This window comes from Burkholderia pseudomultivorans (assembly GCF_001718415.1).
Taxonomy (GTDB): domain Bacteria; phylum Pseudomonadota; class Gammaproteobacteria; order Burkholderiales; family Burkholderiaceae; genus Burkholderia; species Burkholderia pseudomultivorans_A.
The window spans coordinates 2,706,341-2,731,194 of record NZ_CP013377.1; the positions used below are offsets into that span (position 1 = coordinate 2,706,341).

The following is a 24,854-nucleotide window of genomic DNA, read 5'->3' on the forward strand; positions in this document are numbered from 1 at the left end:
CAGGTCGGGCAGCCACTGCTCCGCGTAATCCTCCGGCAGCCCGAAGCGTACGATGCCGCGGTCGCTGCTGCGCTGCTTCAGCGCGATGATCGCCGCGCGTGGATCGGGAAGTTCTCGCCGTCGCGCCCCACCCGTCAACCGTGACAGGTCGACATTCGACGATCCGCCGATACACTGTGAGCGGTCTCGTCGTCCGGTCCCCGCAATCGCGGCCGGCCACGCCGGACCTCCATCACGCGCCCCGCCGTCGAACGATGCCTGCGTGCCCTCCCTGCCCCGAAGGAGTCTCCGTTGAAACATTGGCGCCACGCGCTGTTCGTCGTCACCGCCGGCCTGCTGACCACGGCCGCCGCGCAAGCCCGCCCGCTCTGCACCGTCGTCGCCGATGCCGCCACCGGACGCGTACTCGTGCAGCAGGGCGACTGCGCGACCCGCGTGACGCCGGCGTCGACGTTCAAGGTTGCGATCAGCCTGATGGGCTTCGACGCGGGCGTGCTGAAGGACGAGCACACGCCGACACTCGACTTCCACGCAGGCTATCCCGACTGGGGCGGCGCGCCGTGGCGCGAGCCGACCGACCCGGCGCGCTGGATGAAGCTGTCGATCTTCTGGTATTCGGAACAGGTCACGCAGGCGCTCGGACAGGCGCGCTTCCAGCAGTACACGAACGCGTTCGGCTATGGCAACGCGGACGTCACCAGCCGGCAGGGCGAATTGAGCGGCGTGATGGGCGCGTGGGTCAATTCGTCGCTGCAGATCTCGCCGCTCGAACAGGTCGGCTTCATGCGCAGGATCGCGAACCGGACGCTGCCCGTCAGCGCGCACGCGTACGACATGACCGAACGGATCACGCTGATCGACAGGCAGCCGGACGGCTGGATCGTGCACGGCAAAACCGGCACCGGATCGCCGGGAGCCCGGTACGATGCGTCGCACGCGTACGGCTGGTTCGTCGGCTGGGCGACCAAGGGCCAGCGCAAGCTCGCGTTCGCGTACCTGATCCAGGACGAGCAGCGACAAACGCCGAATGCCGGCCTGCGCGCACGCGACACGTTTCTCGACGCGCTACCCGCGCTCGCGGAACCGGGCCGCCCGCAATGAGCGCCGGCCCGCGCAACGCACGGATCGACCTGCTGCGCGGCATATCGATCCTGCTCGTCCTGCTGCATCACTTCAATATTCCGTACGCGTTGGGCGACACGGCCGTCGCGCGCGCGTTCGGCCGCGATGCCGTGCATGCGGTGGTGCGCAACGGCAACTACGGCGTGACGATATTCTTCGTGATCTCCGGCTATCTGATCACGTCGAATGCGCGCCGCCGATGGGGCAGCCTCGGCGCGATCGACGTGCGCACGTTCTATGTGTCGCGCGTCGCGCGCATCGTGCCGTGCCTGCTCCTGCTGCTCGCGATCGTCGACGGACTCGCGGCGGCCGGCGTGCCGGTCTTCATGAATCACGCGCCGCAGGGTGTCGCCGTGTCGCTGTGGCTCGTGAATCTCGCGTCGCTGACGTTCTGGATGAACGTGCTGATCGGCGCTTGCGGGTGGGTCAACTACGCGCTGGGCGTGCTGTGGTCGCTGTCGGTCGAAGAGGTGTTCTACCTGTCGTTTCCGCTGCTGTGCGTCGCGCTGCGCCGCGACGCGCGCCTGTTTGCGTTCTGGACGTGCATCGCCGCGATCGGCCCGCTCTACCGTCTCACGCATGCCGACGACGAAGGCGGCTTTCTCTACGCGTATTTCGCGTGTTTCGACGGCATCGCGATCGGCTGCTGCACGGCGCTGCTGGCCGAACGCGCGCGCTGGCAGACGCTGGCTGCGAAGCCCGTACAGTGGATCGTCGCGATTGCGATGATCGTGCTCTATCTTGCGTGGCCGATCGCGCAAAGCCATGTCCTCGGCGTGACCGCGATGGCGCTCGGCACGGCCGTGCTGCTGATCGGCTCGCATGCGGCAAGCGCGCCAACGCGCGGCCGCCTGCTCGCGCCGCTGCGCTGGAGCGGCCGGCTCAGCTACGAGCTGTATCTGTTCCACCTGATCGTGCTCGGCGCACTGCGCACCTGCTGGCCGCCGTCGGCCACGCATGGCGACGACAAGCTGCTGTTGCTGGTCGCGTATCTGGCAGTGTCGGCGGCACTGAGTGCGGCGATCGCGCGCGGGATTGCGACGCCGCTGGATCGCGCGATCAAGCGCGCGTGGGCGCGTCCGTCGGCTCGTGTGCCGGACGGCGCGCGGTTCTGATGCGGGGCAGTGTGTTGCGGGAGTATCGCGCGGAATGAGCGATTTTTTCACCGGGATCGTGTCTTTCTTGACGGGGATCGCGTCCGCTGTCGAATTCGTGGCGATGGTGTTTGCATTCTTCGGCGGCGCTCTCTTTGAGGCAATCGGCCCGCTTATCGCCATCGCCGTCACGCTGCTGTTGCTGTGGCGCACCGTGCATCGCTTTCGCACCCATCCCGGCCGTGGACGGTTCCTGCCGCTTCGGCCGATACCGGTTTTACTTGTATTGGGCGTTCTGGCGATCGATGCCACGGCCATCGAGATGGTCCGGTACAGGTACCACCTCGAGTACGCAAACTATGAAGCGATAAAACAAACGAGGGAATGGGAAAGGCAATTTCTTCCCGCGTCCATCCAGTATGGCCAATTGCGCATCCCGGCAGGTTCTCTGGTGAACTTCTCGTATCCGACGAACGATACGCTTCTGACGGCAAGGATCCGGTTTGCGAGCCCGATGCCCGTGGCAGGCGTGACGGCGACGGCGCTCGACGTGACCAATGACAAGGTCGCCACGCTGGAGCTGGCAAACGACCAACGAATCGGCGACGTGCAATGCCATCGCGGGAAGCTCGCCGTATTTTCGATTCCGACGAGATACCAGGTGCGCAAGAACGGTGAATTCGTCCATTCCGAGCCATTCGATTTCTCCAAATGGCATTTCGAACAATGCAGCGATGCGCCGGGAATCGACGTGAAACTTCCGAAGCCGCCTCCGCCGGAACCTTCGCTGTGGAGCCAGCTGCTGCCGCGCCGGGCCGCCGGAACGGGATTTGGCGGATAGCGCGGCAGCCCCGGTTGCCGGGGTTCTGCCCGGTTCTCGCCTATCCGACATGGCTCGGCCGCTTGCAGTCATACGGCAAGCCGATCATGATGCTGCTCGGCAATCCGCCACGCCAACCGCTGCATACTCGCCCATGCATTGCCCCTATTGTTCCGCCACGCTCGCGATCTCGCCGGGAGGAGAACTTCGGTGCTCGTCGACCGGCGCATCCTTCAGCGCGTCGGTGCGCGCACGACTCGATGCGGTCGCGGCAAAGCGCGCCGCCACAGTGCCACCCCCGACATTTGACGTCGGCCGGTGGTTTTGCCCGCGCTGCGGCAAGACAACCCTGCGCGGTGTGTGCGACGACTGCGGTGTCGTGATAACCGCAGGACTGGCGAGGGAACTGCTGGAATTGAATCCGCACGTCGATGCCAGGACGCTGAACGGGAATTCCCCCAATGAGTGACATCGGTATCGAACTGCCAGCCTGGGTCATTCCGGTGATGTTCGGCGCCATCTACTGGCCATTGACGCTGTTTTTCGGCTGCCTTTCCCTGTACGTCGGCGTGCTGCGCGTGCGCGGCATCGCGCGCATCGTGTTCATCGCGATCGCGCTGCCGCTCATCGCCGATGCAGGCCTCGGGATTTACTACGCCATTGCCGGGTATTAGGCGGCGCCACATGGCCCCGTCGGCGAACGATATCCGCCGATTTCACGGCGCGGCGCACTTCACCTCAAATTGGTCTTCGCCAGCTCGACGATCTCGTCGCCGCGTCCGCTCAGGATCGCGCGCAGCATGAACAGGCTGAATCCCTTCGCATGCGCGAGTTCGATCTTCGGCGGCATCGCCAGCTCGTACTTCGACGTGACGACGTCGACGAGCGCCGGCCCGTCGTGCGCGAACGCCGTGCGCAGTGCGTGCTCGATGTTCTCCGAATGCTCGACGCGTACGCTGAAGATACCCGCGCCTTTCGCAATCGCCGCAAAATCCGTCGGGCTCAGGTCGACGTTCGTATCCAGATAGCCGGCCGCCTTCAGCTCCATCGACACGAAGCCGAGCAGACTGTTGTTGTAGACGACGATCTTGATCGGCAGGTTGAGCTGGCGCGCACTCAGCAGGTCGCCGAGCAGCATCGACAGCCCGCCGTCGCCGGACAGCGACACGACCTGCCGCCCCGGATGCGCGCCCTGCGCGCCGAGCGCCTGCGGCATCGCGTTCGCCATCGAGCCGTGATTGAACGAGCCGTGCAGCTGACGCTTGCCGTTCATCGTCAGATAGCGCGCGGCCCACAGCGTCGGCGTACCGACATCCGCCGTGAAGATCGCGTCGTCGGCCGCGACTTCATCGACGATCTTCGTCAGGTATTGCGGATGGATCGCGCGGCCCGGCGGCTCGGCCACCGCGAGATCGTCGAGCCCCTTGCGCGCGGTCGCATAATGCTTCAGCGCGTTTTCGAGGAAGCGCCGTTGCGTCTTGCGCGTCAGGCGCGGCAGCAGCGCCGCGATCGTCTCCTTCACGGTGCCGACCAGACCGAGCGCAAGCGGCGCGCGATGGCCGAGTTGCGACCCCTTCCAGTCGATCTGCGCGATCTTCGCATTCGACGGATAGAACGGCCGGTACGGAAAATCCGTGCCGAGCATCAGCAGCGTGTCGCACGATTCCATCGCGTGATAGCCGGAGCTGAAACCGATCAGCCCCGTCATCCCGACGTCGAACGGATTGTCCCATTCGACGAACTGCTTGCCGCGCAACGCATGCACGACCGGCGCACCGAGCGTGTCGGCCAGCGCGACGACCTCATCGTGCGCCCCCTGCGTGCCGCTGCCGCACAGCAGCGTGACCGCGTCGGACGCGTTCAGCAGCGCCGCGAGCCGGTCGAGATCGGCGTCGGCCGGCACGATCGACGGCGGCGCCGCGTCGTGCCAGCGCGGCGCTTCGTCGGGACCGTCGCCGAGCGCGATGTCGCCCGGCAGCACGATCACGGCGACGCCGCGTTCGTCGATCGCGGTGCGCATCGCGCGCGCGAGCAGCCGCGGGAACTGCGACGCATTGGTCACCAGTTCCGCAAAGTGACTGCATTCGCGGAACAGTTCCTGCGGATGGGTTTCCTGGAAATAGCCGAGGCCGATCTCGGTCGACGGGATGTGCGCGGCGATCGCGAGCACCGGCTGATGATTGCGGTGGCAGTCGTACAGCCCGTTGATCAGGTGCAGGTTGCCGGGGCCGCAACTGCCCGCGCACACCGCGAGCCGCCCGGTCGATGCGGCATCCGCGCCGGCCGCGAACGCCGCGCTCTCCTCGTGACGCGTATGCATCCACCGGATCGAGCCGATCTGGCTCAGGCTGAACGACAGGCCGTTCAGGCTGTCGCCGGTCACGCCCCAGATACGCTCGACGCCCGCTGCCGCCAGCGTCTTCGCCAGATATTCCGCCATCGTCTGTCTTGCCATGATGCCCTCGCTCGCAGGTTGGGTTGTCGCGACATGCCGGTGTGCGTGCGCGCCGGTTCGTCCCGCGTGCCGGCGCGGCACCTCTGCGCATGATAGACAAACGCGGGAATCGGCGTCCTGAACGCGCATTTGCGTGCATTGTTTCGCAGCCCGCGCATCCGCCGCGGCCGTCATCGGTTCGTCAGATGGCCGACAGGCAAACGAAACAGGCAAGCGCGGCCGCGCTAGACCGGCAACGCATGCGTCGAAAGAATTTCCTTGAGCACCATGAACGACCTCACCTGCCGCACGCCCGGCAGATACAGCAGTTGCTCGGCATGCAGCCGATTGAAACTCTCGTTGTCGCGCGTGCGCACCAGCATGAAGTAGTCGAATTCGCCGGTCACGACATGGCATTCGACGCATCCCGAGACTTTCTGCGCCGCCGTCTCGAATGCGGCGAACGCTTCGGGCGTCGAGCGATCGAGCACGAAGCCGATCACGACCAGCATGCCGGCGCCGAGCGGCTTCGGGTCCAGCAGCGCGACGATGCCGCGGATCAGCCCCATTTCCTTCAGCCGCTCGACACGCCGCAGGCATGCGGGCGCACTCAGCTTCACCTTCGCGGCGAGGCTCACGTTCGAGATCGACGCATCCCGCTGCAACTGCCGAAGAATCGCGCGGTCGATGCGATCGAGTGCCGGCGCGGCGTCGCCGGGGGAAACCGCTTTCCTTTCTAATTTCATTGCGTCTCGCTCCGTTTTGACGAACTGAAATTGCTTGGTCAATGGTCCGGTCTTCGACAACGTAGGCCGACGCGATTTATTTCGCAAGCTCATTTCGCATCGATGTTCCTATCATCTTCTGACGGGATGCGCGGCCGCCGGCCGTGCGCGAACGATCCCGCCTTTCCCCCCAACGTCCCCGGAGCCCGCCGATGAACCTGCAACGTTTCCCCCGTTATCCGCTGACGTTCGGCCCGACGCCGATCCAGCCGCTCAAGCGCCTGAGCGATCACCTCGGCGGCACGGTCGAGCTCTACGCGAAACGGGAGGACTGCAACAGCGGGCTCGCGTTCGGCGGCAACAAGACGCGCAAGCTCGAGTACCTGATTCCCGATGCGCTCGAACAGCGCGCGGACACGCTCGTGTCGATCGGCGGCGTCCAGTCGAACCAGACGCGGCAGGTCGCAGCCGTCGCCGCGCATCTCGGCATGAAGTGCGTGCTGGTGCAGGAGCATTGGGTGAACTACGACGATCCGGTCTACGACCGGGTCGGCAACATCCAGCTATCGCGCATGATGGGCGCCGACGTGCGGCTCGTGCCGGACGGCTTCGACATCGGCATTCGCCGCAGCTGGGAGGAAGCACTCGAAAGCGTGAAGCGGGCGGGCGGCAAGCCGTATCCGATTCCGGCCGGCTGCTCGGAGCATCCGCTCGGCGGGCTCGGCTTCGTCGGATTTGCCGAGGAAGTGCGCGCGCAGGAAGCGCAGCTCGGCTTCCGGTTCGACTACATCGTCGTGTGCTCGGTGACGGGCAGCACTCAGGCGGGGATGGTCGTCGGCTTCGCGGCCGACGGACGCGCCGACCGCGTGATCGGCATCGACGCGTCGGCGACGCCCGAACGCACGCGCGAGCAGATCACGCGCATCGCACGCCATACGGCCGCCCTCGTCGAACTCGGACGCGAGATCACCGATGCGGACGTGGTCCTCGACAAGCGCTACGCCGGCCCCGAGTACGGGCTGCCGAACGACGGCACGCTCGACGCGATTCGTCTGTGCGCGCGGCTCGAAGGCGTGCTGACCGATCCCGTCTACGAAGGGAAGTCGATGCACGGGATGATCGACAAGGTGCGGCGCGGCGAATTCGAGCCGGGCTCGAAAGTGCTGTACGCGCATCTTGGCGGCGCGCCGGCGTTGAGCGCGTACAGCGGGATGTTCGGCGAAGGCTGATGCGCGGCACGGGGCGGCGACGTCCCGCCGATCGCGCGACGATACCGGGGCCGGTCGTTCACGAATCCGCGTTCTGCGTGTCGAGCGCGGCAACCGGTGCACCGGCCGGATCGGGGATGCACTCGGCGTCGACGACGTCATAGCTCAACGACGGATCGGCCTGCGGCAACGTATAGCGGACGCGGCATCCGTTGTCGCGCCAGCGCACCTCGAAGTCGCCGTGATCCTGCGCGCCGAACACCATCAGGCGCGACTGGTTGTCGACCACGCCGAGCGTGCGGCCCGTGTCGTCATATGCCATCGCGCCGATCGGCACGGTCGCGTCGCCCTTCGTCTGCAGCACGAACTGCACGCGACGGCCGACCTCCGCTTCGAAGTCGGCCGCGACCACCGCGCCGCGCGTCGGCACGAGCACCTTGGTACTGTCGGACACTTCGGTATCCGTGCCGAGCGACGCCGCCGCGAGGTTCAGCCAGTTATAGCGATACGGCTGCATATAAGGCACCACCGCATAGCCGCGACCGTCCGTCGAAATCGACGACGACGCATCGAGCTGCGCACCCTTGACGCCCGACACGCGCATCACCGCGAAGGTTTCGCCGACCGGCTGGCCGAACGTCACACCACCCCGATGAATCACCATCGACCCGGCGGCGCTCGCGTCGAAGTGTCCGCCGTAGCGGCTCTGGTTGTAGTTCGCGCCCAGCTTGCCCATGCGCGCATCCCAGCTCATGCCGAGGCCGCCGGACGCGCCGCCGTGCTTCTCGTAGCCGGCCTGCGCCGAAAAGCCGAGCGTGCCGTTCCGGTCGACGAAACCCGAGACGCCGCTCTGCACGTTCGCGCTGCCGTCGAGCGACGACACCACGTTGGTATACGCGCGCAGCGAGCGCCCCCCGCCGCCGAGCGGAATGCTCGCCGACACGGTCACCTGCGTATCCGATCGACGCCACGCGCCGCTCTCGCGCGTATGCGACAGCGCGACGCTGTAGCTGGCGGCGGACAGGTTGCCGCTATACCCGAGCTGATAGCGACGACTGCGCCCCGACTCGCCCCAATAGCTGGTTTCCCCCAGCGACACGAACAGCGAGCCGCGCCGGATCGACTGGTTGACGTTGACGTCGAACCGGCTTTTCTGGCGCTGATAGCCATACGGCTGCACGAGGCCCAGATCGTCGGCATGCTGCGCAAAGGTGCGAAAGCCCTCGGTCGAGTAGCGATAGCCGACCATCGTCAACGTCGTGTCGGTCGCAGCCAGCGTCTTCGAATACAGCAAGCGCGCACTTTGCCCGCGCTGCGTTCGGTTGCCTGCATCGGACTGACTGTGCGTAACGTCGAGCGACAGGCCGCCGAACGGCGAATTGAAGCCCGCGCCGAGGTTCAGCGCGGTATAGCGCTGCGAAACCAGCAGCCCGCCGAACCCGGTGACGTTGTCGGTCACGCCATACACGAGCGTCGCCATCGCAAAGGTCGGCGACGGCTTGCCGGTGTTGCGGAATTTCCCGGTCGCGAAGTGGTAGCGCAGGCCGCCGCGACGCACCATCACCGGCACGTACGAATACGCCTGCGTGAAGGTGCGCACGCGGCCGTCGGCTTCGATGATCCGCACCTCGAGGTCGCCGTTCGAACCGCTCGGATAGATGTCGGCGATTTCGAATGCGCCCGGCGACACGGGCGTCGAGTAAATGAGATACCCGTTCTGGCGCACCTCGACGGTCGCATGACTCTCCGCGATGCCGCGCACGACCGGCGCGAAGCCGTTCTCGTTATCGGGCAGCATCCCCGTATCCGACGCAAGCTGTGCGCCGAGAAACCGGAAGCTGTCGAAGATCTGTCCGGACGTATACAGCTCGCCGGCCGCCATTCTCCCTTTGATCGCGCGCAGATCGCGCTCCGCGTACGTCCGGTTGCTCGAGAATCGCGTCAGGTTGCCGCTGCGCGTCAACGACGCATCGTTGCGCAAGCGCCAGCGGCCGACGTTGAAACCGTTGTGCAATCCAAGGTAGTAGTAGTCGCTGTTGTATCCGCCGCCCGTGTTCCGGCTGTAACTCGCCTGATAGTCGGAGAACAGTGCGGTTATGCCGTCATCCCAAAGGGACTCGTCGACATGGCCGCGCGGTTGCCGCGCCATGTACTTCTGCGGCATCGCGAGATGCAGCGACAGCGCATGGATGTCGAAATCCACCGACGCGCCGCTGTCGCCGCCGAAGAAGCCGACCACCGCGTCGTCGGGACTTCCCGGCGGCACCAGGCCGTCCGCTTCGAGCTTCGCGATATCGATGCCGATCTGCTTCAACACGCCGACCGTCAGCAACGGCTTGACGATCTTGTCGTCGCCGTCGTCGGCAAACCGCACCGACGCCCGCTTGACGAGCGACTGATTCAGATAGAGGTCGAGTTCGTACGTGCCCGGTACGACGCCATTGCCGCTTTCGAAGTACGACATTTCGACCGGCGCATCGTCGCGCTTGAGCAGGATCTCGTTGAATTGAACGACCGACGCCGGCGCGCTGCCCGGAAGCGCCATGCCCAGCAGGACCAGAAAGCAGGCGGGAGAACGGCCGGATACTGTCGGCTTGTTCCGCTTCTTGGTCTTCTTGATGTTTTCCATCTGGACTCCTCATCAGGTATGCTGCCCCTGAACAGGAAAGAAAATCCCTCCTCTACAGAAACATGTGGATTGCTGCGGGCGGTCTGGCGCTCAAGATGGGGAGACGTCGCGGGAGTGCGACACGATCGCGCCGTAGTCGTTGACCGTCTCGTATTCGACGCGGGCGGGCGTCGCGTGCTTGCCGGTGATCTCGACGCGCTGCGTGCCGCCGGGCACCGCCATTTCGACCGGCACGCGCTGCGCGCTCTGGCCGCTGACCAGCTTGACCGCGCCGAACGAGACGTTGAAACGCGAGTCGTTCCTGACCTCCAGGAATGGCTTGCCGTCGGCCTCGACGACGCGCCATGAGAGATGGCTCGCGGCCTCGTCCGCATTGCCAGGCAAACCGGACGGCCGGTAAAAGACCTTGACCCGCTGACGCACGGCGATCTGCAGCGTGTTGTCGGACTTGGCCTTCTGCGGAATCTCCTGCACGTTCAGCCAGAACACCGACTCCTTGTCGGACGGCAGGCCGCGCCCCTGATAGAAAATGCGCAGCACCTGCTGCTTGGCGGGCCCCAGCCGGCTCAGCGACGGCGTAATCGCAAACGGGACCGCCGCCTTGGGGTCGCTTCCGGACTCGACCCACGACTGGATCATGACGTCCTCGGATGCGCGATTCTTGACCAGGATCGATGCTTCCTTTCCCCCTGGCGGGAATACCACGCGCGTGCTTTCCAGCGTGACGCCTGCACTCGACAAGCCAGGGAGAATCGACAGCGCACAGGCCAGCAACACGCTGACAATGAATCGTTGTTTCATCTCGGATCCGAATTGACGCTGGAGGGACCGGGAGATCGCCTCCAGCAGGTTGACTTACTCGTAGGTGAGCGTGAAGGGCAGCGTGCCGTTCGCGACGCCGGCCTTGACCGGGTCGCCGTTCTTCACGTAGGCCGCGCGCAGCGCCAGCTTGGCCGAATAGTTGACGACTTCCGGATCGCCTTCGGCAGCACCCGGTGTTGTCGTCTTGACGAGCGGCGCGTCGAAGGTTTCGTTCGCGGCGAGGTTCAGCAGCTTGTTGTCGATGTCGTAGATGCCGATGCCGACGCCTTCCGCCGTGCCGGTCGTCTTCAGCAGATAGACGTTCTTCGGATCGACGCCCGAGCCGCCGTTCGGGTCGAAGCGGACCTTCACCGTCGTCAGCTTGTCGGCCGTGTTGCCGCAATCGAGATTCAAGTTGATGTTGGTACCGGCCGCGATCTGGCCGTCGGCGACCGAGCCGATTGCGTCAGAGCTGACCTTGCCCAGCTTCACTTCGACGTTCTGCGCGCCCTTGCCGCCCGTCACGTTCGCACCCGCGCCGCTCGAGATCGAGCACGACGCCGTGACGATTTCTCCCGAAAAATTGATGGTGCCGTCTGCCGCCATCACGCTGCTCGTGGCAACGGCAGCCACTGCAGCCGCGGTTATTTTTTTGATATCGAAAGTCACGATTTACTCCATTTCAATTGCAAAATTTAACTCTTTTAAACAATCATCAAGAGTTAATTTCATTTTATTGGCGGATACCTACCCCAATAAATAGGACATATTCGATAAGGACGCGTATAGATATCGGACTTGTTCTAAACTGAATTTCCGATGCGACTCGTCGCATCGAACCGGGCGCGCCGGCAAAGCGTGCGCCCTATTGATAGTCGAGCAGGACCACGATCGCGGCATGGACCGAGCCGCCTGTCACCTTGCCGGCGGTCTGCACGTACGAAGCACGCATCGGAATCTGATACGACCCGCCGGTGTCCTTGCTATATGCGGTCACGGGGAGCGATGCGCCGAACTTCGGCGGCGTACCGGACGCATCGACCACTCGAATCGACGCGCCGGTCGCGGTCGATTCGGGCAGCAAAGGCAGCGTGCCGGAACCGTCCGGCACGGAGCCGCCCGCCGGAAGAATCGTGTAGCCGACACGATTGAAGCCGCGCGGACATCCGGTCACCGAGAGATTGAACGGCGTGTCGGCTGCGGTCGCGCCGATACCGTGCAACTGCCCCGAGCTGACGGGCGGCAGTTTCACGTTCTGATCCGGCACCTCGCACGTCCCGTCGATTGCGGTAACCTTGCCCGACAGTCGGATCGACGAGTCGCGCGAAGAAATCATTCCGGTCTTGTAGCTGATGATGTAGTACGAATCGAACGAGCCGCTCGAGAACGCCCCGCTCGCGATCGGGCCGCCGTTGCGAAACAGCTGAAGTTCGGCGATGCGTGAAAAAGTGCCGGTGAAGTTGGAAGTGACTGGCTTTCCGTCGAAGAACAAACGAACGGATACGCCCGGAACATTGGTTTCCATGTCCGGCCCGGCGACGTTGCTTTCCCAGATACTGCCCTTGTTATAGAGAAAGACGAGCGAGATTTCGCATTGGCTCTGACCGCACACCTCGGCCGGCGAGAACGTATAACGGGACAGCGTGGCACCGGACGGCACGGCTGACGGAACGGCGAGGTCCCTGCCGCCGAACGCATATATGTTGGCTGCGGTGCTAGACCCGGCGAAGCCGAGCATCGTTGCAGCGACAAGCAGAAGTCGGGTGGACAAGTCTTTGGCTTTCATGAGCGAGTAAACGAATGAATGCAGGGCCTCGGATCGGTGCCACCGCGGCGCACGCGCCGTGGCCGAAACGAAAGCATTCGTGGAATCCGGGGATACAGACGGGACTGGGCCGCGCGACATGTGACCGGTAGTGGCGATGCGAAAGCCGCTCGTATGGCAGTTTCGCCCCAACACGGATGCGCGGCATCGAGGGATATAGCGTACGCGTTCCGCCTCGTGCGCGAATACAGGACGAGTTTTAATCTACGTAAATATCTACTAGTACAAGTACTAAATCGATGCGTGGGCAATCCGTCCGGACCGGAAATTCCACGCGATCGTGCAGATATCAGTCGATGAGCGCCACTTCAGATCGCACACCTGTCGCGACACTCCGCCGTCCCGGCCCACGCCGCCCGTCAACGCTCGAGACGCGCCAGCGCCTGCCCGATCGCGTGCCGGAACGCCTGCCAGTTCGCGTCGGGCGCCTGCGCCCCGACCGCGCGCTCCATCGCCGCGCACGCGTCGCTCGCGGCGGTGTCGCCCGCCAACGCAAAACCGCCACGCATCGAATGCAGCTCGACGCCGATCGTCGCCAGGTCGCGACGCGCAAGCGCAGCGTCGATCGACGCCATCGATTGCAGCGTGGCCGTACGCAGCGTTTCGCGAATCTCGTCCGACATCGCCGGCGGCTCGTCGCGCCGCGCCGGTTCGCGCCCGGCCGGTGCATGCTCGCCCGCGCCGGCATGCCGCCTCAGGACGGCGTCGAGCACCGCAATCGCCAGCGGCTTGAGCACGACTTCCGCAACGCCAACCTGCTCGCAGCGTCGATAGTCTTCCTCGGTCGCGTAGGCGGTCATCGCAATGACCGGCACGCGCGTATGCTGCTCGCGCAGGAAATTGGCGAGCGCGTAGCCGTCGAGTTCCGGCATGCCGAGATCGGTCAGCACGACGTCGAACGGCGCGCCGAAGAACGCGCGCATCGCTTCGATGCCGTTCGTCACGATCGTCGCGTCGTGCTGAAGCAATTCGAGCTGGTCGCGCAGCAGCGCGCGGCTCGCCGGGTGATCCTCCGCCACCAGGACGCGCATCGGCCGCGCATCGGCATGCGGCGTCGCGTCGACCGCGAACGCGTCGCGAGCCGGCTCCGCGCCGCGCCAGCCGCGCGGCGCCTCCGGCAGCGGCAACGCGACCAGCACCGTCGTGCCTTCGCCCGCCGTGCTGTCGACCGTCAGCTCGCCGTGCATCAGACGCGCGAGGCGGCGGCACAGCGGCAGCCCGAGGCCGGTGCCGCCGAAGCGGCGGTAGATCGACGTGTCGGCCTGGAGGTAGACGTCGAACAGGGTCGGCAGGTTGTCGGCCGGGATCCCGATCCCCGTATCGGTCACGCGAATCTCGACGCAGCGCGGCCCCGCGTCCGGCGACGACAGTTGCGCGTCGATCGTCACGCTGCCGCGCTCGGTGAACTTGATCGCGTTGTCGATCAGGTTCGACACGATCTGGCGCAACCGCACCGGGTCGCCGACATGGCCGTCGGACAGCGCCGGCGCGATCCGGCTCGCGAGCGTCAGGCCCTTCGCGTCCGCGAGCGGACGATAGAACGCAACGACATCGCGCAGCATGTCGCCGACGTCGAACGGGATGCGCTCGATCGTCATCTGGTTCGACTCGGCCTTCGACAGGTCCAGCACGTCGTTGATGATGCGCAGCAGCGCGTCCGACGACGACGCGACCGTCTCCAGCCGCCGCCGCTCCGTCGGCGCGAGCGGCGCGCGCCCCATCAGTTCGAGATTGCCGATGATCGCGTTGAGCGGCGTGCGGATTTCATGACTCATCGTCGCGAGAAAGGTCGACTTGGCCTTGTTCGCGTATTCGGCCGCCGCGCGCGCTTCCTGCAGCTTCTGCTCCGTCTGCCGGCGCGCGGTGATGTCGAGCAGCGTGCACAGCAGCGCGTCGACGCCACGGTATCGGGTTCGCATGATGTTCGCCGCCACATATGCGCTATCCGGCCGGTCGGGATCGATCGCCAGTTCGCACCTGACGACGCGCGCGCTGCCGCCGCCGTCGCGGCGGTCGCGACCGTCGCGATACGCGTGCCACAGACGCTTGCCGAGCGGCGTGCCGGCCGCCTGCTCGTCGTAGCGGGCCATCGTGTCGTTGCGCACGATCACGTCGCCGTCGGCCAGCGACACGAGCGCGAGGCCCGCCGGCGCCGTATGGATCAGCATGCGGTTCAGCGACTCGCTTTCGATCAGCCGGATCGCGCGACGATACGCCGGACGCAGCGCGCGGAGGTCGAACGCCCAGATGGTCAGCCACAACGCAGCGAGCGCGAACAGCGCGGTGCCGGCGGTGGCGCCGAGCGACGGCGCCAGCGCGGTGGCGATGCTTCGCCACGAAAACGTCGTCATCAGCACGAGATCGGATTCGGGCAAGCGATCGCTGATCACGAAGCGCGTGCCGATCCGGTGCAGGCCTGCACGTCCACCCTGCGGATCGCCGGCGAACGCGAGTGCGCGCTCGACCAGCGCCGCATCGGCCGGCTGCCCGATCGCGACCGTGCCGTGACGATCGATCAGCGCGTGCGTCTCGTCGACATGGTCCGGCGTCATCAGCTCGCCGACTCGCGCCCGCGTATTGATCACGAGCCACGCGACCGGTTGCCCCGCCGCATCGAGCACCGGGCGCGTCAGCCGCAGCACCGAACGCCCGAGCAGCGGATCGCTGCGCGTCGTCAGCGTCGCGTCGTCGCGCCCATCGACGGAGCGCAGCGCCACGCCTTCGCCGCGGCGCGGACGCACGTCGCGCAGCAGCGCGTGCACGTCGATGGCCGGCAGCCGGTCGAACGCGCGGCCCACCGGCGTGAGGCCGACGATGCCGATGAAGTCCTGGTTCGCGCAGGCCAGATATGCGCTCAATCCGGCGTTGGCCGTGTGCGGCATCGGCACCACCATCACGTCCGCCTGCCCGGTCAACAAGGCAAGGCACGCCGCATAGCTGCCGGCGGGATGATCGGGCGTGATGTCGGCCAACGCCGCGACCGACGGCTGGCCGGTGCGGCTGCGAACGATCATCCGGCCGTTCGTGTCGGTGAACTGGCGCAACTGATCGGGCGTGGGGCGCGCGCCGGCGCTCGCGAACATCTCCATGCTGTCCACGTGATGCGTCAGCAGTACGTTCGCAATCTGCAGTTCGGCATGCAGTTCGGCCTCGCGCCCGAGAAACGCCGAGCGCGACCGTGCGAGGAAGTCGTACACGTCGAGCAACGCGACCAGCGTCGCGCAGGCCACGATGAAGACGGTCACCGCCACGCCGCCGCCATACAGCAGCGAGCGCTGCTGCCGACGGACGCGGGCCGGCTCGAATCGCTTCCCGCTCGCGGCGCCGTCGTGCGCGGCAAGCAGCTTCAGTTTGGTCGGCATACGATCGATTGTCCTGGACGCTCGGCGTCCCGTCGCGCGGCGCGCACGTTGCGCGGGACGCTGTCGCGCGCCGCCGCCGGGCGGCCCGGCATGCGGGCAGGCGCGCGCCTTCGTCGAAGCGGGGCGAGCGCGCGGCGCATGCGTTACGCGCCGTCGTCCGGCATGTCCGCGGACGGGTCGACCGGCAGCCGGCCCTCGTCCGCGTAACGGATCAGGTCGGCGTCGCGCACGATGCCGAGTTTCTTCATCGCGCTCGCCTTCTGCGAGCTGATCGTCTGCTTGCTGCGATGCAGCTGCGTGGCGATCTCGCCGACGGTCAGGCCGGCGCTGTACAGGCGAACCACCTCGATTTCCCGAGTCGTCAGCGGACGCTCGATCGCCGGCGAGCCGGTGCTTTCGAGCAGCTGCTTGATGTGCGGCGACTGATAGTCGGCGCCGACGAATGCGGCGTGCACGGCGCCGACCAGATGGGAGATCGCGTCCGACTTGCTCAGGATGCAGCCGACGCCCTGCCGGCGGATCGCATGCAGCACGCTCGGATTGTCGATCATCGTGATCGTCACGATGCGCAGCGCGGGATAACGGCGCTGCAGGAACGACAGCAGCACGAGCCCGTCGCCGAACTTCCCGCCCGGCATCACGAAGTCGAGCACCAGCACGTCGCTCGGATGCTCTTCCAGCGCCGCGACGAGATCCGTCGAGTTGGATACGGTGCCGACAAGCCGGATCGTGCTGCTCTCCGCGAGCGCCTTCGACATGCCGATCGCGGACGATGGATGGTCGTCCGCCACCATCACCCGCACAAAGAATTCATCCATGGTCCTTGTTCTCCCCGACCTTTCGATTATGCGCCCGCTCGGCGCCGCGACGTGCAATGCAGCCTCCGGCGCTCGCTCGTCCTGTCACAGGCCAAGCCCGCCAATCCGATGCATCGGTCAGGCAAGCACGATGTAATTTTAAGACAATAACATCGGTGAACTCGTTTGCGCGCGCGACACGCGCGCGCGGTCCGGGCCCCGGCCATCGGCCCTGTTGCTGATGCGACATGCCGCGGATCGCCGCAACGCACGTCGATTTGCGCCGCGACATGCATTTGCGACGCATCGCGTCACGCGCGACTGCGCTTCCGACACGCGGTCGGCCCGCCTGCGAGCCAATCGACGCCGCCGCGCATCCAACCCGCGCTACTGCCTGCGCGCGCCTGTCAGCGCGTTCGCTTCCGCACGATCAATGCCCGCCCGGATCCTCGCGGCGCTCGTCTCGCCTGTGCTCCGCGACCAGCTTCCACTCGTCGATCGCCTGCCGCTTCTGCAATGGCGACATGATCAAGAATTCGTTGATCCTCGCCAGAAAGTCTCGTCGGGACTTTTCAGGAAGCGTGGCGAAATCGAGCAGCAGCGCGAAGACCTTCTCCATGTGACGCACTGTCTTTCCCCTCTTCACCCAAAATAATCCACGCCGCACGCGCGTTGCGGCGCAGGCCTGCCTTCGATACCTCGGACACCCGGTTACGGCGCCGGGCCGCATCGCTGCGTGTCGCGCGACACCGCCATGCGACAGCCGCGCGCGATCCTGTTGTTGTTTTGGCGGCTACGTCTGCATGGCGGCGCCGCCGACGTGCCTGCCGCTGCGATGCGCCACGCTCGTCAGCACACCGCGCAAACGCGCGAGCGTCACGGGCTTGGTCAGCACGCATTCCACGCCGGCAGCCGCATAGCCGCGCGCGTCGTCAGGCATCAGATGCGACGTCACGATCACGACGTCGCACGACACGTGCCGCAGACGAGCGGTCTGCGCGAGCACGACCGCCTTCATGTCGGGAAGATCGGTGCCGATCAGCAGCAGATCCCATTCGTCCGCATCGAGCAGGTCGAGCGCCGTGCGGCCCAGCCCGGCAACGCGGACCGTACAGCCGAGTACGTCGAGCTGTTCGCGCAGGATCGTGCCGTTGACCGAGGCGTCGTCGGCCAGCAGCACGCGCAGCGCGGCGGAACTCGCGACGGCGGCAGCCGGTGCCGCGACTTCGCGCGGCCCGGCAAGCGGCGCCGGCGTATCGGCCAGCGTTTGTCCGAGTGCGACGTGCAGGCCGTGAAGCGCGTAGCTGGACACGCGGATCGTGCGGCCGGCGCGTACCGGCTCCAGCGGACCGTCGGGCGTCGCCAGCACGAGCGGCGCGCCGCCGCCCAGCCGGTCGAGCGCGTCGCGCGACCATGCATCGGCGTCGCCGAACAGCACGATGGCGGCCGCATGCGCATGGCGCGCGGCCGGGATCTGCCACGGACATTCGTAGACGTCCACGTCGAAACCCCATGCGGACAGGTGCGGCAGCGCGAACTGCCGCCACTCCGGCTGCGGCGCGACGAGCAGCAGCGTACCGGCGTCGCGCGCGACGCGCGCGCCGAACGGCTCGATGCCGAGCCCGAGCGGCACGCGCACCGTGAAGCAACTGCCCGCGCCCGGTGCGCTCGTCACCGAGATCCGCCCGCCCATCGCCGTGACGAGCCGGTCGCACAGCGCCAGCCCGAGGCCCGTGCCGCCGTACCGGCGCGTGATCGTCGCATCGACTTGCGAAAACGCCTTGAAGAGCTTGTGGAGATCCGCACCGCCGATGCCGATGCCGGTATCCTCGACCGCGATCGCGAGCTCGGCCGCGCCGCATTCGCCGCGCACGACCAGCACGCGCGCAGTCACATGACCCTGCTCGGTGAACTTGATCGCGTTGCTCAGCAGGTTGCCGAACACCTGCGCGAGCCGCGTCGGGTCGCCGCGCATCCGCTGCGTGCGGCTCGCGGCAATCTCGCAGAACAACGACAGCCCTTTCGCCTTCGCGACCGGCGCGAACGCGCCGAGCTCGCGCGCGATCACGCCCATCACGTCGAACTCGATCGATTCCACCGACATCGCGCCGGCCTCGATCTTCGAGAAATCGAGGATCCCGCTGACGAGCTCCAGCAGCCCCGCCGCCGCGGTGCGCAGCGTGCGCACGCGGCTGCGCTGCGACAGGTCGAGCGCATGACGGTCGAGCAGTTCGAGATTGCCGAGAATCACGTTGAGCGGCGTACGGATCTCGTGGCTCATCGCGGCCAGGAACGACGACTTCGCCGCATTCGCGGAATCGGCCGCGCGCACGGCTTCCTCGAGTTGCCGGACCAGTTGCCGCTTCGCGGTCACGTCGACGACCGCGACGATCAGCACGTCGCGCTCCTGGTAGCGCGCGCCGCATGCGATCACTTCGAGGTGCAGCGGCGCGGCGTCGGCGGCGGCGTCCGGCAGCACGAGATCGACCTGCAGCGGCCCGCTCGACGCGCGCGTGCGGTATTGCTCGACGATCTGTCCGGACAGCGCGCGATAGTCGCTGCCCAGCTGCGCGATCCGCTCGGCCAGCACCGGACTGACGAGCATGAAATGACCGTCGGCGCGCGAGATCAGCCCGAGACCGATCGGCGCCATCTCGATCACGCTACGGCACAGCGACTCGCTGTCGAACACGCGCTGCGAACGCGCATAGACGGGTGCGAGCATGCGATGGTGGAAACGCACGAGCAGCGTCCACATGATCGCGATCGTCAGCAGCGACGCGCCGAGCAGCAGGCCCGCGCGCAGCGCGACGTTCGCGATCACGTCACCCCACGACAGCGCATAGGCGAGCGTCCAGCCGGTATTGTCGAGCTTGCCGCGAAACAGCACGTGGCCGCCGCGAAACACCGGCTCGTCCGTGCTCGCCAGATCGCGCGAGGCGTCGAGACGCAGCAGCCGCGTGATCCGCGCGTCGTCCTGTGCAATGCCCGGGCCGGCGGCGACGAGCCGGTTGTCGGACGTCGTCACGAAGAACGTGCCGTCGGCCGGATGCGCGGGCAGCCACGACAGCAGGTAGTCCGGCGCGTATTCGGTGACGAGCACCGCGAACGGCTCGCCGTCGATCTGCGCCTGCGCGGCGAGCCGGATCCGCAACTCGCCGGACAGTGGATCGACGAACGGCGGCAGCCAGCGCACGTGCGGACGACCGTGCCCGCCGGTCGACGGCTGATCCTCGAAGTCGACGCGCAATGCGTCCATCGCGCGGGCGCGCCCTTCCGGCGTCAGCAGCGCCGCGTCGTCGGTGCGGGCGTTCGGCACCAGCGCAAACACGCCCGCATGCGTGCTGTAGTGATAGCCGACCAGCGCATAGCCGCGATTGATCGCGCTGGCCGCGCAGATACGCGCCAGCAGCACCGACAGCGACAGGTAGCGCGCGATCTCGCGCCGGTCGGCGGTCTGCCCCGGCACACCGAACACGACCGACGGATACGGGCTGATCGTGACCTGCTGATCGTTGTCGTAGAACGTATCGACGATGCTGTCCGGCGCGTGGTCGATGTCCCGCCAGATCAGCTGCGCATTGGATACGCCGTTGCGGAACGACGTCTCGCTGACCTTGATTTCGTTCAGCGTCTGCACGAGGCCGGCCAGGTAGTTGCGCCGCTCGCCGTCGAGATAGCCGTAGACGATCGACGCCATCCCGAGTGCGCAGGCAATCAGGATGAGGACCGTCACGACGATTCCGCCGCCGAACATCGAGATGCTCTGGTAACGCCGGATCGATTGAAGCGGGCTGTGAGGCATGGCGCAGGACGACGACGCATCGGCCCCCGGATGGCAAGCCGATCCGGGGGCCGAGGCATCGCATGAACGAAACCGTACAAAGATGGAAACGGTTCGATCATGCCAAACGGTCCTGCGAAAATCAGTTCAATGCGAACGATTTAGTACATGTCCAATATGCTCTGGCTATTGTTTTGAACTTGAACGAGATTTTGCGCGTGAAATTGCACTGTCCTGCCGGCCGCCGACAGGACAGCGTCCCAATCGACGGCACGCCGCGCAGACGTGCGCGCTCAGTTCTGCGTGAGCGGATTCAGCGTCGTGCAGAGGAAGCCCGTGCAGTGGCTCGCGTTGAAGTAGACCGACGCCATCACGAACGGCGCGACCGTGCCGAACGCCAGATCGCCGAAGTATGCGTTGCCGGTCGCGCCCTGGCCGTTCGCCTGCTGGATGAAGTCCGCGGCCGTCCCCTGGAGCGCGGCCGACTGATACGTGAAGGTCGGCGACTGCGTCTGGTCCTTCACGTAGACCGACGAGATCGTGGTGCCGAACAGCATCTCGCCCTTCGCGCGATAGCCTTTCGCGCCCTCGCTGTTGGCTTGCGCGATGAAGCCGTCGAGCGTCGTCTGCGGCGCCAGCGTATCGTAGGTATAGGTTGCGCCCGACCCATTGTTCTTCATGTACACGTTCGCCTGCACCGCCCCCACCATCATCGGGCCGAAGAACCAGTAGCCCGACTGGCCCTGGCCGTTCGCCTGCGCGAGGAACGCGGCCGGATCGCCCGGCAGCGCCGTCGTCACGTACGAATACGTGGCCGGCGACCCGCCGTCCTTCCGATACAGATAGCCGTACGAGTACGGCCCTTCGTAGCGGTAGCCGTTCGCGCCCTGCGCATTGGCCTGGTTGACGAAGCTCGTCATGTCGGCCGGGTTGGACTGGAGCTGGTACGTGTAGGTCGGTGCGGTGCCGTCGTTCACGAAGATCGAACGCACTTCGCCGTTGGGCGGCGAGTATGCGCCGTCTCCCAGGTAGCGGTAGCCCTTCGCGCCTTCGGCATTGAGGAGCGTCAGGAAGCTCGCCGCATCCGACGCAAGCGGCTGCGCCTCGTAGCGCAGCGTCAGCGTGCTGCCGCCCGTGCTGCCCGTGCCGCCGGTACCTCCGGTCCCGCCCGTCCCACCGGTTCCTCCGCTCCCGCCGCTGCCCTCGCTACCGGTGCCGCCGCTTCCGCCGGTGCTGCCCGTGCCCGATCCGTTGCCGGCGGATGCGGCCGGAGACGGGCTGTCGTCGCCGCCGCAGGCGGTCAGTGCCAGACAGGTCAGCGCGATCAATGCAACGGCTTTCATCGGAATTCCCTCCTCGAAACGAACCGGACGAACGAAGCCGGTGCGCGCGGACGAAGCCGCGCGCACGGACCGTGGTGGATCGGAAATCGGCACGACCGGCGGCCGCGCCGCCGGCCGGCGTATGTCAGTTGACCTGCAGCTGGCCGCCGCGGCCGAGGCCGCCCTTGACGTCCTGCGCCTTGTAGTTGCGCAGTGCGACGACCATCTTGTTCCATGCGTCGATGAACGCGACGACGGTCGCCTTGCCTTCCGGCGTCGTCGAGAAGCCCGCGAGGCCGCCGCCCACACCGCCGCCGAGACCGCCGAGCGCCGCGCCGTAGTTGGTCGCCGTCGAGCTGCCTTCGGCCGCGGCGATCTGCACCGCCGAGCGCACGTCGAACAGCGTCAGCGTGACGACCGACGCCTTCGTCTGCAGGTGGCCGGCCACCGCCGCGACCGCGCTGTTGCCGATCAGCCCGCCGATCATGCTGCCGATGCCGCCGATCGGCGAATCATTGACCACGATCTGCGGTTCCATGTAGTAGTCGGCCGCGACGCGCTGGCCCTTCTGCTGCTTCGAGCCCGCGCGGTATTCGCCCGAGTTGCGCTGCATCTGCGTGATCCGCGACAGGCGCGAGTCGGTCTTCTGGTTGCCGATCGACGTGATCACGAAGCAGTTCGACTGCTGGACGGCCAGGCGCAGCAGCGGATCGATGCTCGTCACCTTGGTCGCACTGCCGAACGGGCCCCACCAGTCGGCATTGCGGCCGTCATCGACGGCGATCGTGCCGAGCGGCGACGCGCAGCGCTGCAGCCCCGAATCGGCGCCGGCGCTCGCGCCGCCGCCGGCCGCGCCGGTCACGCCGAGGCTCTGGCCGCCGGGCGACACCATGCCGCCGCAGCCGGCCAGCGTTGCGGAAACGGCTGCGGCCAGCGCAGCCTGGGTAAGACGTCGGGAAAGAGTGGTCTTCATTGTCGTTATCGATCGAAAGAGTCGTTGTTCGGCTTATGGGTTCATGCGAACGTCGATAAGCCCCCCGGGCATGGCGCGCGATGGTGGTCTCCCCGCAGCGGCCCCCGTTGCTTCCGGTCCGGTCAGTAGCCGTACCAGTAAGTCTGGTGCCAGGCGCCGTAATACGGATAGCCTGAATACCAGTAGCCGTAATAGACGTCGCGCCACTGCGTGCGCCACTTCCAGTCGTCTTCGTCGGCCTTCTTTTCGTTGCGCGCGAGCTCGAGCAGCTTCTTCGACTCCTTGTCGCCGCGGGCTGCCGCGATCGACAGCCACTTGTCCGCTTCGCGCGGATCGGAGCCCATTTCCTCGAGACCGAACAGGTAGAAACTGCCGAGCGCCTTCTGCGCATTCAGGTCGCCGCGTTCGGCGGCCTCGCGCATCCACTTCAGCGCTTGATAGCTATCCTGACGAACGCCGTCGCCACGGAAATAGCGCAGGCCGAGATCGTAGGCGGCCTTCGGCTGGGTTTTCGCAGCCTGCTTGAGTGCGGCGATGCGCGGATCTTCGCGGTCTTCCGAGTCGTCCCTTTTTTGGTAGGAGACCTGATCTTTGGGTCGATCGGAACAACCTGTGTCGTCACAGATCCGCACCGTGTTGCCGGTGACGGACGGATCCTGCGCGCACGCGGCCAGCAGCAACAGCAGCCCCGGTGCGAGTAAACGGCGATACATTGGTGCTTTCCTCTAGTTTTATTGGCGCCGCAATTCTTCGAGCTGTCCACACCCCCGTGAGCTCGCACCCGGCTTGCGCGCGGCGCGGCGAATTCGATCCGCCGATGCCGACGCGCATTCCAAGGCTCTCTCAGGTTCTCTCTTCGAATCGTTCTGTCACAGTGTTGCTGCCGCGTTTCGCTGTGCCGGCTCTCCCCGGCTTCGATCTCCAAACATGACGCGACAAACAATAGTGACGTGGTGAGCAATAATAATGGAGAAAAATGACATGTCAAGGTGATTCGCTTTTCAAAGTTTGCGTAGCGCGTCACTTTTGAATATGCTCTTCCTCGCCAAAACCCCTGGAGACCCGATCGAGATGCCCAATAGCGAGCAGGCCAACGCAGACCTCATCACCGCCACCAAGGTGCGCGACCTTCTGAACCGGAACGGCATCCCGCCGCGCAGTCACAACACGACGATCGCGAACGTGCTCGGGCTGAGTTTCTCGGTCGTCACGCGCAAGATGAAAGGCCTGATCCCGTGGAACCTGTCGCAGCTGCAGGACATCGCGACGCATTTCGGCGTGCCGCCCGCGATCCTGCTCGACGACAAGGGCGCGCAGCCGGCCGCCGCCGAGATGATCGACGCGACCTTCGTGATCGAGTCGCGGCGCTTCCGCTGCCGGGCCGCGATCTCGACGAAGGCCAGCAGCCAGATCGAGACGGACTTCGTCGCGCTGCAGTGGCAGGGCGAATGGATCGTCACCGAACGGCAGCACGCGCACGAGGGGCGCACCTATCCGGTCGACGTCGTCGAGCTGCGTTCGAGCCAGCCAAACGTGTACGCGGCGCGGATCGCCGTGGTCGACGATTCGCCGGACGTGGCCGAGACGGTATGCGAATACTTCATCGAGAAAGGCGTGAACGCGATTCCGTACCATGACGGCGAGACGTTCCGCAAGGCGCTGGAAGTCGAGGATTTCGACGGCTACATCCTCGACTGGATGCTCGGCGACCAGACCGCCGCCGAGCTCGTGCGCGGGATCCGTTCGAGCGAGAACAGCGGCGCGCCGATCTTCCTGCTGACCGGCAAGATTTCGACCGGCGAGGCGAGCGAGGACGAGATCGCGCACATCGTGTCGCACTACAACGCGCGCTGCGAGGAAAAGCCGGTGCGGCTGCCGATCCTGTTCGCCGAAGTCGCACGCGAGCTGAAGATCGCGGTGCCGGCCGCGGCGGCAATCGGCTGAGGCCGGAACAACAA

General features: G+C 66.1%; 19 protein-coding genes. 6 read left to right on the forward strand and 13 right to left on the reverse strand.

Annotated features, from left to right (window positions below; all coding sequences use genetic code 11):
- The first annotated feature begins 291 nt into the window (after positions 1 to 291).
- The 4 genes from blaOXA to WS57_RS37000 all read left to right on the forward strand — a co-directional run bounded on the left by blaOXA (position 292) and on the right by WS57_RS37000 (position 3,710).
- The gene (gene blaOXA, locus WS57_RS11675) at positions 292 to 1,101 is read left to right on the forward strand and encodes an OXA-1043 family class D beta-lactamase (RefSeq protein ID WP_069244238.1); all 810 of its coding nucleotides are present in this window, start codon (positions 292 to 294) and stop codon (positions 1,099 to 1,101) included.
- Positions 1,098 to 2,237, forward strand: coding sequence for an acyltransferase family protein (locus tag WS57_RS11680; protein WP_069244239.1), 1,140 nt, complete (start codon positions 1,098 to 1,100; stop codon positions 2,235 to 2,237). The genes blaOXA and WS57_RS11680 overlap by 4 nt, the downstream gene beginning before the upstream one ends.
- 34 nt (positions 2,238 to 2,271) lie before the next feature.
- A complete protein-coding gene (locus WS57_RS11685; protein ID WP_009688117.1) occupies positions 2,272 to 3,057 on the forward strand; it encodes a hypothetical protein in 786 nt (261 codons plus the stop codon).
- 440 nt (positions 3,058 to 3,497) lie between these two features.
- Positions 3,498 to 3,710, forward strand: a complete 213-nt coding sequence (locus WS57_RS37000) for a hypothetical protein (RefSeq protein ID WP_063894524.1) — start codon at positions 3,498 to 3,500, stop codon at positions 3,708 to 3,710.
- Positions 3,711 to 3,769: 59 nt separating this feature from the next.
- On the opposite strand, the gene poxB is transcribed toward WS57_RS37000, so the two are convergent.
- Positions 3,770 to 5,491 (reverse strand): ubiquinone-dependent pyruvate dehydrogenase, encoded by a 1,722-nt coding sequence (poxB, locus tag WS57_RS11695; RefSeq protein ID WP_009688119.1) that lies wholly within the window; start codon positions 5,489 to 5,491, stop codon positions 3,770 to 3,772.
- A 224-nt stretch (positions 5,492 to 5,715) separates the two neighbouring features.
- Positions 5,716 to 6,216 (reverse strand): Lrp/AsnC family transcriptional regulator, encoded by a 501-nt coding sequence (locus WS57_RS11700; protein WP_009688120.1) that lies wholly within the window; start codon positions 6,214 to 6,216, stop codon positions 5,716 to 5,718.
- A 191-nt stretch (positions 6,217 to 6,407) separates the two neighbouring features.
- On the opposite strand from WS57_RS11700, the gene WS57_RS11705 reads away from it, so the two are divergent.
- Entirely contained in the window at positions 6,408 to 7,424 is a 1,017-nt protein-coding gene (locus WS57_RS11705) for a 1-aminocyclopropane-1-carboxylate deaminase (RefSeq protein ID WP_009688121.1), read from the forward strand.
- A 58-nt stretch (positions 7,425 to 7,482) separates the two neighbouring features.
- Here WS57_RS11705 and WS57_RS11710 read toward each other — a convergent pair whose 3' ends face one another.
- From WS57_RS11710 to WS57_RS11760, 11 genes are all read right to left on the reverse strand, one after another.
- Positions 7,483 to 10,032, reverse strand: a complete 2,550-nt coding sequence (locus WS57_RS11710; RefSeq protein WP_069244240.1) for a fimbria/pilus outer membrane usher protein — start codon at positions 10,030 to 10,032, stop codon at positions 7,483 to 7,485.
- A gap of 90 nt (positions 10,033 to 10,122) precedes the next feature.
- Entirely contained in the window at positions 10,123 to 10,833 is a 711-nt protein-coding gene (locus WS57_RS11715; protein ID WP_009688123.1) for a molecular chaperone, read from the reverse strand.
- Between the two features lie 54 nt (positions 10,834 to 10,887).
- The gene (locus WS57_RS11720; RefSeq protein WP_069244241.1) at positions 10,888 to 11,502 is read right to left on the reverse strand and encodes a fimbrial protein; all 615 of its coding nucleotides are present in this window, start codon (positions 11,500 to 11,502) and stop codon (positions 10,888 to 10,890) included.
- 196 nt (positions 11,503 to 11,698) lie between these two features.
- A complete protein-coding gene (locus WS57_RS11725) occupies positions 11,699 to 12,619 on the reverse strand; it encodes a fimbrial protein (protein ID WP_069244242.1) in 921 nt (306 codons plus the stop codon).
- A 398-nt stretch (positions 12,620 to 13,017) separates the two neighbouring features.
- A complete protein-coding gene (locus tag WS57_RS11730) occupies positions 13,018 to 16,020 on the reverse strand; it encodes a hybrid sensor histidine kinase/response regulator (protein WP_069244243.1) in 3,003 nt (1,000 codons plus the stop codon).
- Positions 16,021 to 16,163: 143 nt separating this feature from the next.
- Positions 16,164 to 16,838 (reverse strand): response regulator, encoded by a 675-nt coding sequence (locus tag WS57_RS11735; RefSeq protein WP_040130583.1) that lies wholly within the window; start codon positions 16,836 to 16,838, stop codon positions 16,164 to 16,166.
- 409 nt (positions 16,839 to 17,247) lie between these two features.
- Complete coding sequence (locus tag WS57_RS11740; RefSeq protein ID WP_059516354.1) at positions 17,248 to 17,445, reverse strand: hypothetical protein; 198 nt, start codon at positions 17,443 to 17,445, stop codon at positions 17,248 to 17,250.
- Between the two features lie 165 nt (positions 17,446 to 17,610).
- Positions 17,611 to 20,622 carry an ATP-binding protein gene (locus WS57_RS11745; protein WP_069244244.1) on the reverse strand — a complete coding sequence of 1,004 codons (3,012 nt, stop codon included), beginning with the start codon at positions 20,620 to 20,622 and terminating at the stop codon, positions 17,611 to 17,613.
- A 272-nt stretch (positions 20,623 to 20,894) separates the two neighbouring features.
- A complete protein-coding gene (locus tag WS57_RS11750) occupies positions 20,895 to 21,944 on the reverse strand; it encodes a hypothetical protein (protein WP_069244245.1) in 1,050 nt (349 codons plus the stop codon).
- 124 nt (positions 21,945 to 22,068) lie between these two features.
- Complete coding sequence (locus WS57_RS11755) at positions 22,069 to 22,896, reverse strand: hypothetical protein (protein WP_040130585.1); 828 nt, start codon at positions 22,894 to 22,896, stop codon at positions 22,069 to 22,071.
- A 122-nt stretch (positions 22,897 to 23,018) separates the two neighbouring features.
- Positions 23,019 to 23,609: a tetratricopeptide repeat protein gene (locus tag WS57_RS11760; protein WP_009691388.1), complete on the reverse strand. Its 591-nt coding sequence runs from the start codon at positions 23,607 to 23,609 to the stop codon at positions 23,019 to 23,021.
- A 358-nt stretch (positions 23,610 to 23,967) separates the two neighbouring features.
- Between WS57_RS11760 and WS57_RS11765 the strand changes: the two genes are divergently transcribed.
- A complete protein-coding gene (locus WS57_RS11765; RefSeq protein WP_009691387.1) occupies positions 23,968 to 24,840 on the forward strand; it encodes a response regulator in 873 nt (290 codons plus the stop codon).
- The last annotated feature ends 14 nt before the right edge of the window (positions 24,841 to 24,854 follow it).